The 14195-nt window shown below is 71.1% G+C and carries 12 protein-coding genes and 1 pseudogene; 2 read left to right on the forward strand and 11 right to left on the reverse strand.

Annotated elements, in window-relative coordinates; translation table 11 throughout:
* Positions 1–26: 26 nt before the first annotated feature.
* The 10 genes from WME75_RS01670 to WME75_RS01715 form a co-directional block, all read right to left on the reverse strand.
* Positions 27–635: a Uma2 family endonuclease gene (locus WME75_RS01670; protein ID WP_437485723.1), complete on the reverse strand. Its 609-nt coding sequence runs from the start codon at positions 633–635 to the stop codon at positions 27–29.
* Positions 629–1243: an ATP/GTP-binding protein gene (locus WME75_RS01675; protein WP_437485725.1), complete on the reverse strand. Its 615-nt coding sequence runs from the start codon at positions 1241–1243 to the stop codon at positions 629–631. The genes WME75_RS01670 and WME75_RS01675 overlap by 7 nt, the downstream gene beginning before the upstream one ends.
* Positions 1244–1254: 11 nt before the next feature.
* Positions 1255–2247: a class I SAM-dependent methyltransferase gene (locus WME75_RS01680; RefSeq protein ID WP_437485728.1), complete on the reverse strand. Its 993-nt coding sequence runs from the start codon at positions 2245–2247 to the stop codon at positions 1255–1257.
* Entirely contained in the window at positions 2244–3320 is a 1077-nt protein-coding gene (locus WME75_RS01685) for a radical SAM protein (protein WP_437485730.1), read from the reverse strand. Before WME75_RS01685 ends, WME75_RS01680 begins: the two co-directional genes overlap by 4 nt.
* Positions 3317–4063 (reverse strand): radical SAM protein, encoded by a 747-nt coding sequence (locus tag WME75_RS01690; RefSeq protein WP_437485732.1) that lies wholly within the window; start codon positions 4061–4063, stop codon positions 3317–3319. The genes WME75_RS01685 and WME75_RS01690 overlap by 4 nt, the downstream gene beginning before the upstream one ends.
* A 74-nt stretch (positions 4064–4137) precedes the next feature.
* Positions 4138–5811, reverse strand: a complete 1674-nt coding sequence (csb2, locus tag WME75_RS01695; protein WP_437485734.1) for a type I-G CRISPR-associated protein Csb2 — start codon at positions 5809–5811, stop codon at positions 4138–4140.
* Positions 5811–6782 (reverse strand): type I-G CRISPR-associated RAMP protein Csb1/Cas7g, encoded by a 972-nt coding sequence (cas7g, locus tag WME75_RS01700; RefSeq protein WP_437485736.1) that lies wholly within the window; start codon positions 6780–6782, stop codon positions 5811–5813. The genes csb2 and cas7g overlap by 1 nt, the downstream gene beginning before the upstream one ends.
* A 2-nt stretch (positions 6783–6784) precedes the next feature.
* A complete protein-coding gene (gene cas8g1, locus WME75_RS01705; RefSeq protein ID WP_437485738.1) occupies positions 6785–9034 on the reverse strand; it encodes a type I-G CRISPR-associated protein Cas8g1/Csx17 in 2250 nt (749 codons plus the stop codon).
* Positions 9031–11664: a type I-G CRISPR-associated helicase/endonuclease Cas3g gene (gene cas3g, locus WME75_RS01710; protein WP_437485740.1), complete on the reverse strand. Its 2634-nt coding sequence runs from the start codon at positions 11662–11664 to the stop codon at positions 9031–9033. The genes cas8g1 and cas3g overlap by 4 nt, the downstream gene beginning before the upstream one ends.
* A 112-nt stretch (positions 11665–11776) precedes the next feature.
* Positions 11777–12628: a hypothetical protein gene (locus tag WME75_RS01715; RefSeq protein ID WP_437485741.1), complete on the reverse strand. Its 852-nt coding sequence runs from the start codon at positions 12626–12628 to the stop codon at positions 11777–11779.
* A gap of 233 nt (positions 12629–12861) precedes the next feature.
* Here WME75_RS01715 and cas1 point away from each other — a divergent pair.
* Positions 12862–13068: pseudogene (gene cas1, locus WME75_RS01720) on the forward strand (CRISPR-associated endonuclease Cas1); the annotation flags it as partial.
* Positions 13069–13200: 132 nt separating this feature from the next.
* Here cas1 and WME75_RS01725 read toward each other — a convergent pair.
* Positions 13201–14022, reverse strand: coding sequence for a hypothetical protein (locus WME75_RS01725; RefSeq protein WP_437485743.1), 822 nt, complete (start codon positions 14020–14022; stop codon positions 13201–13203).
* A 16-nt stretch (positions 14023–14038) separates the two neighbouring features.
* Here WME75_RS01725 and WME75_RS01730 point away from each other — a divergent pair, with 16 nt between their 5' ends.
* A complete protein-coding gene (locus WME75_RS01730; RefSeq protein WP_437485745.1) occupies positions 14039–14191 on the forward strand; it encodes a hypothetical protein in 153 nt (50 codons plus the stop codon).
* The last annotated feature ends 4 nt before the right edge of the window (positions 14192–14195 follow it).

Consider the following 14195-nt stretch of genomic DNA (forward strand, 5'->3'; position numbering starts at 1 on the left):
CGCCCCGCGCCGCCGCGCGAGCGAGCTCAGCCGCCGTCCCGCAGCCAGCTGCGGAACGCCTTGACCGCCGCGTGCTGATCCGGCCAGCGCACGAAGCGCGCGAGCGCGGCGAGATCCAGATCCGGAAGGAGCTCGCTTGTCGCGATGGCCTCGTACGCCTCGCCGCGCAATGCATGGAGCTGGAATGCGTCGCGCTCCCAGAACCAGACCTCACGGACGCCGAGACCGCTGTAGACAGACAGCTTGTCGAGCCCACCGCTCGTCAGCACCACCTCGATCGCAATGTCGGGGAACTCCTTGAGCGGCTCGCCGACACAATAGCACTCGTCGGGCTCGAGGCCGCGTGCCTTGGCCTCGCGACGGAACGTGGTCGAGCCGTAGCCGTGGAGGGGCACATCGCGCTCCAGCGCGAAGATCTCGATCAGGCGGGCGATGCTCTTCTTCGTTGCTTCGTGATCGATGGAGGGGCGCATGAGCTCCAGCGTTCCCTCGCAGAAGGTCATTCGCAGGCCCGGAGTGTCCAGCTCGTCCCGCAGCCTCACGTAGGTCTGCCAGGGGACCCCGTAAATCACGAACCGCTGCTCACCCGCGGGCGCGATCGAGGACCGAGACGGCATGTGGGCGGCGGCTACCATGGGCTCTCACGCAAGGTAGCACGCGCCTCCCGAGCCAGGAGCTCCGCCCGCTCTTCCACGGTGCCGGGGCCGACCTCGACCACCTCGAAGCCGGCCGCGCGGTAGAGCGCGCCGAGCCGCTGGTTGATCCGCTCCGCCTCGGCGGCGCGCGCCTCTCTGCTCCTGCCCCAGCGCGGCGTCTGCAGCTCGGGCATCACGGCGAACAGGAACACAAGCGCATACCGCTCGAACGCGGGCTCGCCGGGCGGCCACGGATACTCGGCCTCTCCGCTCGTGCGCAGGTAGTACTCGACCGGATCGAGCGCCCCGCGTTCCAGCCAGTCGCCATCCCGCGCCTCCGCCTCGATCGTCTTCTGGGTCTCCAGCACCCGCGCGGCGAACTCCCGCTTTCGGCACATGGGACAGAAGTGGTCCGGCGCGTCGATCGGCCGAAACGGCTCGTCCGGCGGATGGCCGTGGGTGCGCGCGCCGAGCTCGTCGAGCACGCGCCGGTGCGCCTCACCGTGCACGCCGTGGCCCCGCGTGGACGCGAGATGCCGGAGCGTCGTGGTCTTGCCGCACGCGTAGGCTCCCGTCGCCACGAAGAGGCGCTTGTTCGTCGCCATCATCCACCATCATCTCATCGCCGCGCCCACCACACCGAGCCGGCGCCGCGCTCGGCCGGTCGTCCGGCCAGGGACATGAAGTGAGCCACGGCGTCCATGACCCCTGCGTGCTTGTCGTTGTGATCGTGGCCGGCCAGGACGGCGCCCGGTCTCAGCTTGGGCCACCAGGCCTCGAGATCGGCGAGCACGGCCGCGCGGTCGTGCGAGCCGTCGAGAAACACGAGATCCAGGCTCGCGTCGGCGAAGCGCGCCGCCGCGTCCGTGGACGGCATCCGCAGGACGCTGGGCCGGAGCCCGAGCGCCTCCATGTTCGCCTGGAACGCGCCCGGCACGTCCTCCGCGGCCAGCAGGGCGCGATACCGCCCGTCGTACGCGTCGCTGGAGCCTTCCCACGTGTCGACGCAGTGGAGCGCGACGCCGTTCCTCGCCGCGAGCCGCCCGACGTAGGCCGTGGAGAGCCCCTTCCAGGAGCCCACCTCGACCATCGCGCCACCCCGGATCGAGCGCACGAGCGCTCGGTACGCCAGGCCGTCTTCCTCGAAGAACCAGCCCTGGATCGGGTCGACTCGCGTCACCGGGAACAGCGCGAGGAGCGCCGCCTGCTTCTGCGCTGGATCGCTGTATTCGTATTGCCGGTCGCACAGCTTGACGAAGCAGCGGGCGTCGTGCGCGACGAACAGGGGCCGCTGGATCACGGCGAATTTCTTGAGCGACGTGGACCGCTCGGGCTCCCGCTCTCCCGACCGGATCTCGTCGGCGGTGGTCCCGAAGATCACGTCCTCGTGCCGTATCGGCCGCCCCTGATCCGGGCCGTCGGTCCACGGCCTCTCTCCGGGGTATCCGGCGCGGTCGGTGCCGTGCTCGAGGAGGCGAGCCAGCTTGTCGGTCTCGCTCGCGCGGAACAGCAGAGGGCCCGTGATGCCGCGCCCGTCGAGCTCGTCCAGCACCTCCTCGAGAAAGAGCAGGTTCCGGCCGATGTAGGGCAGGGGGATGACCGGAGGCGTCATGAGGCGTCGAGCGAGGCACGCGCCGCCGGGGGTGGGCCCAGGATGCCGTCCCACGGCTGCCAGGTGGAAGCGAGCCTCCCGTTCGGGTGGAAGATGAGCTCGTGGACGATGCCTGGGCCCGAGCGCTTCGTCTCCTCGAGCTGGGCGAGGTCGGCCTCCTCGAAGACCACATCGATGTCCTCGAAGCGGAACACCTCGACATAGTAGTAATAGCCCACGATCTGCCGCTCGAACGAGAACCGCGGGTCGGCGCTGAGCGCGTCGAGGAGCGGCTCGAGCCGCACGCGGGAGCGATCGCTGTATTTCACGACGTGGTTCTCGACCACCGCGGCCTTGTCGGTCTTCATCAGCTGGCGGAAGATCACGTTGTCGACGCCGAGCGACCGGGCGAACCGCAGATAGGCCACGATGGGCTCGACCGAGTCGATCTGCCCCTGCAGGAGCACGCAGGAGAGGCGCACCCGGGTGCCGCCCGCCGCTGCCGTCTCCACGACCTGGCGCAGCTCGTCGACGCTCAGGCCGTCCTTCATCACCATCAGCTTTGCGTTCCTGTCGTGATCCGGGTGGGCGCGGCTGATGTTGAGGTGCTGGACGCCTGTCTCGACGATCCAGTCGATCACCCGCTTTCCCTCGCGCCGCTGCAGCAGCCCCGACCCGTTCGTGGTGAGCGTCCGCTTGCGCCCTCGGCGGGCCTGCCCGAGGGCGAGGATGCGGGGCAGCCGCGGATCGTGGCTCGGCTCGCCGCCGGTGATGGATACCGTCGGATCGAGCGGCTGGAGCGCGACAAGGGACTCGGCCATGGCGTCGAAATAGCGTTCGTCGTCGTCCTCGACGGTCTTCTGCATCGACAGGCTCCGCCCGCGCGATGCCGGCCTGAGTTCCTCGACGCAGAAGTGGCATTTCGCATTGCAGGGCTGGCGGCTGTAGATGGAGAAGTTCGCATTGCGGTAGATCTCGACCGGCTGTCCCCACAGGTCGAAGCGCACCGTCTCGCCGGCGGTGCTGTTGCCTGTCAGATCGAAGGCGCGGCTCTTCAGGCGGCGCCATTCCTCGTGGAAGGGGCGCGCGCTCACGGCAGGTCTCGCATGGCGTCGGAGCGCGCCACGAGGTCGGGGCCGAAGGCGCGGCCGTCCGGGTTGAGCATCGTGAAATGGGTGCCGACGAGGAAGGGCTCGTCCCAGTCCTCGCGCTTCTGGGCGAAGCCGTAGCGTTGCAGGTGGAACACGTTGGCGAGCTCGATGAGCCCTGCGTCGCGCACCGCCTGCGTGACCCACGCGTCGCCGTCGGCCTCGTCTTTCCGGAGCCGGACGTTCAGGACGAGCTGGCGGTCGCCGCCGAGCGCGGAGAGCCGCTCGAGCAGGGCGCGCGCGAGGGCGAGGAGATCGCTGTCGTGCTCGAGGAGGTGGTGGTTGATCGAGAGCTTGATCGTGGCCGGCTCGCCGAGCTTCTGGAGCCAGGCGTCGAGCCCGGCCGGGTCCCGCGGGATCTCGACGCCGTTGGTCACGACGACGACGCGCGCGCAGCGGGGCTCGGCGCGGGCGAGCCGCACCATCTCGTCGAAGTGCGGGTGGATGGTGGGCTCGCCGCCCTCGAGCTGCACCTCGAAGGGGCCCTCGGCCGGGAAGCTCGCCTTGTAGCGGTCGAGGGCGAGGAAGGTCCGGCCCCGGGGCGACGAGCAGGTGCAGCACCAAGGGCACGCGCGGTTGCAGTGGTTCGAGGTGGCCACGTAGAGCCGGTGCGGCCGCTCCGCCGTGGGGCGGTCGAGCGGGAGCGCGCCGGTGAGCGTGGCGTTCTGGGGTCTCGTCGCGGTCGGCATGGGGCCTCCAGCGAGGAGGATACGGCGGAGGGGGGAGGGGATGAAGGGGGCTGGAGAAGATCCGAGGCCGCGGATCAGGGCGCCGGGGTCATCGTGCCGAGGCCGAAGTGCGAGGCGTAGCCGAGGGCGATCGGGCCACGGACGGGCTCGGCGAAGGTGAGGCGCAGGCCGAGGTTCGTCGCGACGGGAGGGCGCTGCTCGGGCTTGAGCAGGCGCGCGTTGCGGAAGTGGCGCCAGCGCGTCGCGAGGCGCTCTTCCGGCAGTGGTGCGCCCCCCTCGGGCGCTGCGATGCGAACCTCACCGGGATGACGGCGCTGCCATAGCTCCCAGAACTCGCTCGCGGCGCGGTAATCGCCCCCGTCGAGCTCCACCTCGATCCGCTTGGCGGGCGGCAGGTTGCGGGATGCGAGCTCCGCCTGGACCTGGCCTTCGAGCGAGTTCGCTCCCTGCCGCTTGAGGTGCCGTGGAGGTACGAAAGGCAGCACGCTCTTCCATACCCTCGCCGCCCTGACATACGGCACCGCCTGCTCGAAGTCCTCCCGTGTGCCGACCCCTACCAGCGTGAGGAACGTGTTCACGTCTTTCGCGTGAAATTGCCGCAGCTTGGAGAGAGCCTCATGCGCACGTCCGTCGAGCGTCATTGCCGCATGCACGAGCACGTGATCGATGTAACCCTCGCGATCCAGCGACGCCGGCAAGAGCCAGGCGTGTGCGTGGCCTTTGAGGCGCTCTCTGCGTTCGTCCTTGCCGCTCAGGCAAGGCGAGGGGCCGAGCCCGTCGTGACGGTCCGACTGGCTGACGAGCTTCGCGTGCAGCGCCTCCATGCGGAGCAGGCCGTCCTCGAGGCACGGCAGGACCTCCCCCCTCGCGGTGTCGGACGCGAGAGCGAGGAGCGCTGTGTCGTCCCGCGGTGCATGTCGGTGAGCAGCGCGCGTCGCTCGTGCTGGCGCCTTCCCGAGCGCGTCGCGTTCGCGCCAGTACGACAGCCACCGGCTGCCGGGCGGCTGACTCCACCCGTCACGCTGGAGCTCGCTGGTGTCCTTGAGGAGCGCTGCGAGGATGTCCGCCGGATAGAGCGCGTCGAGCTTCGCGGCCTCCTTCGAAGCCGCGTTCTTCTTCGGCACCTTCGCGCCCCGGCGCGCCGGCTCGTCCTGCGCTGCCATGCTCGTCGCGCCCACGCGCTCTCTGCGAAACGCCGCGTACGCCGTGGCATCGAGCGGCGCGAGCAGCGCAACGCGCTCGTACTCCGGCCCCGGGGCGCACTCCGATGCATGGCACGGAGACAGCCCGCCAGGCAGGGTTTCCGTGACCTCGGCAGCCACCCAGGACTCCGCCCGTCCCAGGTAACTCAAACGCTCCGCGAGCACCGCAAAGAGCGATCGCTCCGCCGGCGAGGGCTCCACCTCCCAGGTCACGCCGAGCACCGCGCCGTCGTCGCGTCCGACGAACGCGAACGCGTCGAGCACCTTCGCCGTGGCGCCCTTGTTGACGGGCATGTAGTGGCGCGTGTGGCCCGTCGATGCCGCCGGCAGATGATAGACGGGCGGCGACGCTGCAAGCCGCTCTATCAGTGACCGCGCTTCCGGCGGCACCGCCGTCCAGCCGAGCCGGGCGAAGCCGGTCGCGAGGAGCGCACGGCAGAGGCGCCACGGGCTCGGCGGCCACTCGATGTCTCCCTCGTTGACGTGCCGGCCCCAGGGAGTCGCGTGGTACGAGCCGGCCAGGAACCGAATTGCTAGCCGCAGCATCAGGAAGAGAACGTGACGGTCGTCGGAGCGCCGGCCCCCGCGAACAGATCCTTGCATGCCGCGATCGCCGAAGGCAGCTCCGCCCGCAGCGCGGCCGCGGGCGGCACGACGAACGATTCGGGGCGAACCACGCGCGGCGGCCCCTGGGGCGCGAGATCGCACGCGGTGCGCAGGCGCAGGTCGCCTTCCAGCAGCGCCGCGACCTTGTAGAGCGCGAGCAGCGTGAGCAGCCGTTCCGCCGCCGCGCCAAGGCCGTAGCCGCGGAGCTGGTGCAGATCGAGGCTGAAGAACGCCACGATGCGCTTCGCGGTGTACTCGTCGCGGTGGAACGGCACGTTGCCGAATCCTTTGCCCGTATCGCCGCTCGGGTTGACCGCATCGTTCTTCACGCCACCTGAAGCGGCCACGCGCACGTCCTCGGCCTCGATGAACGAGGACAGCGCGCGCTCGATGCGCAATCGTCCGCCGACGAGGTCGGGCTTCGCAAGGAAGAGGCCGTGAAGCAACGTGTTCGCGTCGTAGCGAAACACGATGGCCGCGAGCTTCCTGCGATCGATCGGACCCTCCGCGAGGGCCGCGGTCTCGTCCTTCAGCTGGTTGAAGAACGACCTGTCCTTGCTCTCCAGGATGTAAGGCGAATTGAGGCGGTGCGCCTCCGTGATCGAGCTCGTGAGATAGTTCTTGTCCGACCGGAGCACGCGCACATACGAGAGCCCCTTGAGCTCCGGGACCAGATCCTGCGCAGCCCGATCCCAGCACACCGCTTCGAGCCGGTTGGCCATGCTCTGCGCGCTCTCGACGAGCAACCGTTGCCCGCCGCTGAGAGGATCTTCGAAGACGCTCGCGCCCAGATCCGGGAAGCCGGTCGGCTGGAAGCGAACCCCTTGCACGGGTCGCAGCTCCTGCTCGAGCAGCAGGCGAGAGGGGTACGGGGCACGATCGGGGAGCAGGGCGTTGAGATCGATGGGCATGATCACTCCGACATCGTAGGCGTCGCGGGCGGCGGCGTGGACGGCGCGTCCTTGACCGTGGGACCGGCCGGCTTGCAGACCAGACCAAGGAGCTTCACGAGATCGTCGGGCGCAACCGGGATGGCGAGCGCCGCGGCGAGACGCCGCGCGAGCTCGGGGGAGCCCGCAACGAGGCGCAGCTTCGGGCGGGCGCCCGCTGCGGTCAGCGTCCGCACCGCAGCGGCTCCCGCGTCGTGCAGGCGGCCTGCGACGAGCAAGCGCAGCGGCGCCGGATCGAGGCGCGGCTCGATCGGGGACAGGTCGCTCTCCGCGCCGCTGCGGCCGGCTGCAGGCGAGGGGTTCACCGCGTCGGGCGTATAGGCGAGCCGGAAGAGCGCGTGCAGCGCCGACGGGCGCTCGGCGCGAGGCGCGCGCGATGGACGCGGCGTCCCCTTCCACTCGACCGCCATGAAGGCGCGCGACAGACCGGAGATGCGCGCCTCGTCCAGCGCGCCGTCCAGGAAGAGCGCGACGTCATCCAGGGACGCGTACGCGCGGCCGCGCAGGGGGAAGGCATGCGCCCCGTGGAGCGGAGCCTCGATGATGCGGCGCTGCGCCACGGCCGCGAGATCGTCGGCGAGGTCGCGACCGGTCCATACGACGCGTGGGTCGCGCATGAGGCCCTCGGCACCGTAGGCGAGACGGCGGAAGCCAGAGCGCGGGTCCAGCGGGAGGCAGTGCGCGCGGATCGGACCGATCTCGTTCGCGCCGGCGCGCCCTACCGGGCCTGTCTGCGATGCGATGGCGGCAGCGATGCGCAGCTCGGCCGAGCCGTCGTCGGCCGCTCGCCACCACGCCGGCGACAGCGGTGGAATCGGCCCGAGCCAGGGCGCTGCCGCCGCGACCTTCGGCCGGGAGACGAGCGCGCTCTCCGCCTCGGCCAGCCCGAGGAGCAGCCTTTGCCAGCGCTCCGGGGACACGTCGCGGCACACCGCGAGCATCGCCGCCTCGACGCGCCGGAGCGCGCGGCCGAGCGCCGCGGGCGCGCCGTCGCCTTGACTTACGCTGCGCAGGCCCTCGACCCAGGGGTCGATCTCGTCGAGCAGGCGCGACCGCTCCGGCGCTCCGGCGCGATCGCCCGCCTCGACCGTCCAGCGGCCGAGCGGCACCGCGAGGTTCGCCTGCCCGTTGCGCTCGATGTAGCCGAACCGGACGAACTCGCGGACCCCGCGGGCGACGCCCAGGCCGGAGACCGCGCGCGCCGCGTCGATGGCGTGCCCCGCCTGCCGCTTGTTCGCGCTGGCGACGAGCCGCCCCTCGGCGAAGAGGGCGCGCACCTCGGCGAGCGTCGCCGCGCCGTCCCAGAGCGGCATCCACTGCTCGCCGCGCTGGTTGCCCTCGTCGACGGCGCACGCGCTGGCGTAGCCGCCGGCCCGCGCGCGCACCGCGAACGGCGCGGCCGCCTGCACGAGGCCGGAGCTCTCGAGCCGCCGCACCGCCGCGACGGGCAGGAGCAGCGCCCCTTCGAGCAACAGGACGAAGTCCCACGGGTTCACGAGCGACTCGCCCATGTAGCCCGATGCCTGGTTCGGTCCGCCGGCGTTCCCCGGCAGGAATTGACCGACGGCGCGCCGTTCGAGCCCCGGCGCCGGCTCGCCGAAGAGCGCGGCCGCGAGCAGCGGGCGCGCAGCAGGGCGCGGGTCGCCGGTCGCTGGATCGATCAGCTCGACCACGCGCTGCATGCGGTTGTTTGTGAAGTCGAGCCGCCCGTCGTTGCCACCCGTGCCGAGCAGCGCGGGATACCTCGCGACGTCGCCGGCCAGGACCACCGCGGCGTCGAGCCACGCGAGCATGGCCTCGGGCCACGCACGCCGGCAGGCGCGGATCATCTCGAGCTTCTCCTCGCCCTTCGGGCTCTCGGCTCGCGCAGCCACGATCGCGCGCCCCGCGGCGATGGCCTCGCGGTAGGCGGCGAAGCGGTCCGCCGGCGAGGACGAGAGCGGCTCGATGCCGTCCTTCGTGTCCTTCGGGTAGAAGCCGCTGCCGCCGTTCCACGGCGCGATGATCGGCGAAGGGGCGTACGCCTCCAGGAAGAAGCGCGTCAGGCCATCGCGATCGAGCGATGTGACGAGCTCGAACCGCCCGCTGTTCCAGCGGGTCCGCGCCCCGCGATCCGCCTGGTGGGCGACGGCGCGGTGGACGCCGAGCGCCTTGAGGTAGCCGGCGATCGGCTCGGGCGTGCAGCCGGCGAGGTGGTGCAGGTGCAGGCTCATGAGGTCGCCGCCATCGAGGCGCGCACGTCGGCGGAGCGGAGCAGCGCCTCCAGGTAGGCCAGCGTGAATGGACCCCACGCCTCGAGCAGGCCCGCGACGCGCTCGCCCCAGGAGGCGCCGAACCGCGCGCCGACGCCGAGCGCGGCGGGCTCGAGGGACAGCGTGAGCGACGGCACCGGAGCGTCGCCTTCCGTGGCGGGGAGCTCGAACGGACCGAGCGCGTCGTCCTCGCACACGCCATGGATGCCGCCGTGGCCCGCCCTCTGATCGAGCGGCGTGCTCGTCCAGGCCGTGCGCACCTTGCCGTGGTGCGCGCAGACGAGGAAGGCGACGAGGTTGAGCTCTTCCTCCGAAAGACTGGCGAGCTCGCGCGCGAGCGGGTGGTCCGCGTCGATCGAGTCCTCCGGCGGAGTCGCCGAGGGGGGCTCGCCCAGCACGGCGAGGAGCTCCGCGCAGCCTCCGAGCAGCGCGGCGTGCCGCGGGTTCGCGCGGCGGAGCAGCGAGAACAGGGCGAGGACGCTCGCGAGCTCGTGCCGGAAGCCCGGCCGGGTCGGGTAGCCTTTCCCGGTCCACGCCTCGTCAGGCGCCTTGGCGAGGTCTCGTCGCTGGCCGATCTCGCCGGCCTTCGCGCGCGCGTCCTGCCCGATGGCGCCCTGGAACACCGCGTGTGCCTTGCCCGCGTCGTGCCACCGCGCCGCGAGATCCAGGAGCTCCACGAGCCGCTCCGGCAACCGGAGCGCCGTCGCGATGTCGCGCAGCTTTCCGGCTGTCTCCCGGCCGTGCGTGGCGATGCTCTGCCATGCCGCCTGCGAGAGGCTGTCGTCCTCCGCGGCCTCGGCGCTCCGATCGAGCCGCAGCGCCGCGCTGTCGGCCGGCTCCGCCGGGCGGGCCACGGGCACGACCTCGGCGCTCGCCTTCGGGTTCCAGCCGAGATCCGCGCTGTACCCTCCCGCGGACGAGGGCAGGAGCAGCGTGCTCCCCGACGGGATGCGATCGACGTCCTCGACCCTGCGGTAGGCGCCGAGCACGTAGTCGAGCGCGAACACCGGGCGTCCGCCGCGATCGGCGCGCACGAAGTCGCGCAGATCGCGGACCGGGACGGTGCAGAGCTCGGCGCGGTCCACCCGGTCGACGTGCTCGCGGGACAAGGTCTTGCTCGCCGGCTCGACAGGCCTCCAGAAGACGCGGACGTCGCGGTCCTCCCCGCTCCGGATGTAGCGTCCTACGTCGAGATCGCTGCCGGTGAGATCGGGTGTCGTGTCGAACAGATCGTCGACGTCGCGGCGGCGCAGGACGTGGGCCGGCGCATAGCGGTAGAGCCGGCCGAGCAGGTCCGGGGAGCACGCCTGTTCGAAGGCGTCGACGGCGCGGGGCGAGGCGTCGCCGGCGCTCCGGGCGAGCGTCGCGACGGCCTCGGCGGCGGCGTCGAGCTCGGCCTCGGCATACGGCGCGGCGGTCTTCGTCTTGCCGAGTACGACGATGGCGCCGGACTCCCCTTCGTAGCGGGCGCAGCGCCCGAATCGCTGAACGAGGCTCGACCAGGGCGCAAGATCCGTGATCAGCAGGCGCGCCGAGATATCGACGCCCGCCTCCACGACCTGCGTGGCCACGAGGATGCGCCCTTCGCCGGGAAGCGCCTCGGGGCGGCTCGCGGCGCGGCTCAGGAAGTCGCGGCTCCACCGCGCCCGCTCGGCGCCGCGGAAGCGGCTGTGCACGAGCTTGAGCTCCGGCGCGCCGGCCCTCCGGACACGCGTCTTTCCTTTGCGCTCGTGACATCGCTCGTCGAGCGCCTGGAAGAGGTCGATGGCGCGCTGGACCTGGTTGACGACGACGAGCGACAGCGTGCCTGGCCGGTGCATCTCCAGCGCGAGCTTGGCGACGTCGGCCTCGGCGGCGGCGTCGCCAAGCTCGAGCGACTTGCTCACCTCCCACAGCCCTCCTTGGCGCTCCGCCTCGGGGATGCGCACGGCCTGTGCGTCGAGGGCGGCGACCTGTCCTCCGAAGTCGACGGTCTCGAGCCACCCGGGCTGGAGCGTGGCGCTCATCCACCATGCATGGGTGGGCCGCAGCCTCCGTCGCGCGGTCGCATCGTGGTCGCGGAAGGCGGCGAGCTGCGCGCTCGTGGCGAGCCCGACGTCCATGAGCTGGACCTCGTCGAGGACCCAGAGCGCGTCCTGGCTCACGAGGCCGAACGGCATGGGCCACCGCGCGCGGCCCGTGCCGTAGCCGCGGTTCATGGCGCGCGAGAGCAGCATGTCCTGTGTTCCGAGCAGGATGGCCGGCTTTTCGGGAGCGAGCTCCCAGCGCTGGCCTTCGACGCCGCCCATGAGGACATGCACGGCGACGGACAGCCCCGAGCGCTCGAGCCAGGCCGCGATGGCGGCCTCGGTCTGCTCGACGAGCGTGCGCATCGGGAAGCAGAAGACGAGGCGCGTGGGCCAGCCGAGATCTCCGCGGAGCGCGCGATGGTAGAGCCAGGGCAGCGCGACGCCGGCTGTCTTGCCGAAGCCGGTCGGGATGCGGAGCAGCCGGTGCCCGCAGTCTGTCGCTTCGCCGAGCGCGCGCTGCCAGTCGTGGGGCCGGAAGCCGGCAACGGTCTGGAACCAGGCGGCGTAGGGCGGCGGAGTCATCGGGTGGGGACGTTCCGGGTGCCGGGCGCGCCGGGAGGCGCCTCCTGTCGGCCAGAAGAGCTTCGCAGAAGAGCGAGGGCAGGGGAAGCGAGATATCGGTGCCGGCGCCGGCTCATCCTCGCTGTTTTGAGCGCTCGAGCGCTGCGCGCAGGATCGGCAGCGTCCGGAGGTCCTGAGGACGAGCGGCCTTTTTTTTGACCTCGATCAGTCCGTCGAGGGAGAGGACGCGAATCGAATGCCGCGGTGTCTCCAGCGTGATCGTCTGGTCGAGGAGCGCCTCGTAACTGGTCTCGTCATCATCGTGCATGCTCAGCGTCCCGAGGAGGTCCAGCGGACCGAATTTCGTGAGCAAGAGCTTGGGGCCATGCGTCAGGAGGTGCGACTCCGCGGGAACGATGCGGCGGCCTGTGAGATCGCGGAAGCGGGCCTCGAGGACGAACAGCGCGTCCAGCAGCCGGCGGATGTTCCGGGCGTTGCGCGAGTACAAGATGTCGAGGTCCTTCGTGTTCCAGTCTGCGCCTTGCAGGCTTGCGGCCACGCCGCCGATGACGATGAACTCGACCTCGTGGTCCTCGAGGACATCGAGGATACGACCGAACGGGACACCCGCGTACGACTCGATCATCTCAAGCCTTTCCCTCGGCGTCATGTCGAGTACCCAGTCGATCAGGGTCAGGTCGACGCCCTCCTCGTCGTATGCGGGAGCGGCCAGCGCGGCGGCCTCTTCGGCGGCCAGCCGTTCCTCCAGCTCCGCGTAGATCGCGTCCGAGGCAGCGAGCGCTTCGTCCAGATCCGCGATGTCTCCCTGGACGAGGCAGGCCGCGCTTTGCTCGATCCGCTGACCGGTCCATCGCCCGGTCGCCACGACGACTCCGTCCCGCAGGATGTCCACCCGGGGGCCATCGACGAGTGCGGTATACCCTGTGCTCGGCATGACGGTACGAGCATACCGCGGCAGCGCCATGGGGTCACCCCCGCTGAGCGGCCGCCCTGCTGTGCAGTGGGATCTGCGGATGCTGCCGCGCCCGTCCTGCGGCTTGCTCTCCGCGCCGCTGGAGACCGGAGAGAAGGGAACCCGCGCGGACTTGCGGTGGCCGTTCAAAATTATCATTTCTTCTCTGCCGCGTCTTCCGCGGTGTGCGCCGAGGGCTCGGCGTGGGTCTCGAAGCGCAAGCGTACCAGCCAGGGTAGGGCGAGTTCGATCTGGAGGGGCGCAATCGCCGACCGCCGCGGGATCCGGTGAACGCGCTGCTGTCGTTTGCGTACGCGCTGCTCGCGAAGGAGCTCGCGACGACGCTGGGCGCGGTCGGGCTGGATCCGCTGCTCGGGTTCTATCACCAGCCGCGCTTTGACCGGTCGGCGCTGGCGCTGGATCGGATGGAGGAGTTCCGGCCGATCAAGGCGCGCGTGGGGGTGGAAGGGAGGGGAGTGTGGGAGCGGTCGTTGCCCTGGTCCGTCGGACGGCAGCGGACGGCCCCGTGTCGAGAGGAAGGCGGAGCCGCAGGCAGAGATGAGCCGGAGGCGAGCGAGATATCTTCAGCTCGCCTCCGGATCCGCGAGCCATGCGGCGAGGGCGTCCGCGGACAGCTCCAACCGGACATCGTCCAGGCGAGAGAGGCCGAGGCGTTCGAACCGAGCGGTCAGCACAGGGTGCTCGGCCTCGGCGAGCGGCCGGCCGAGCTTCTTCTGGAACATCTCCGCCACGGCTCGGATCTGTCCTTCCTTGAGGCCTTCCTTGATGCCCTCCTGCAGGGCTTCCTTGCGGGCTTCGTCGCGGAGCGACTGCTTGAGCTGCTCGAACCACTGCTGAGCTTCGGTCACGATCTCCTCCTCTTCCGCGTCTTCCGCCGCACGCGCCGAGGGATCGGCCTGGGTCTCGAAGCTCAAGCGTACCAGCCAGGGCAGGGCGATGCTCCTCTCCCAGGCGTCTTCGGGCAGGGCGGTGAGCTCGCGGATGGCGTCGCGGAGCACGGTGCGCGCGCCGAGCAGGCGCAGGACCAGCGTATCGCGTGTGCGCGGGAGCTCGGAGATGACCACGAGGTCGATCTGCCACCCCGGCGCGGCGCGGTAGAGGCCGGGGCGGCCGGGCACCGGCTCGAAGCGGAACGCGTCGAGCACGGTCGCGGGCCGGCCGCTGCTGAGGAGGCACAGCCGCGGGAAGGGCACCTCGGCGCCGGCGCGGCGCTCGAGCTCGTGGTGCCAGTGGAGCTGCTTGCGGACGCAGCCGCGGAGCTCGGCCGGGCCGGGGGTGTCGTGGAAGAGCTCGAACAGGCAGGGCTCTGCCGCGAGCTCACCGAGCAGGCCCAGCTCGGCGCGCGAGGTGGCGCGGTCGGGATCGGGCACGTACCAGACATCCATGGTCTAGGGAGCTGCGATGACCTGGACCGCGGTGTCGGCGGCGCCGGCGCGCGCGAGGGTATCGCTCAGGACGTTTTTGCCGAAGGCGTCAAATCTGCTGCGCATCGATCCGGGGGAGAGCGTGAGATTTTGCGAGCGGTTCGGCAAGGCAATCGTGGTGCCTCGCTAGCTGT

This window comes from Sorangium sp. So ce1014, assembly GCF_051521505.1.
GTDB lineage: Bacteria > Myxococcota_A > Polyangia > Polyangiales > Polyangiaceae > Sorangium.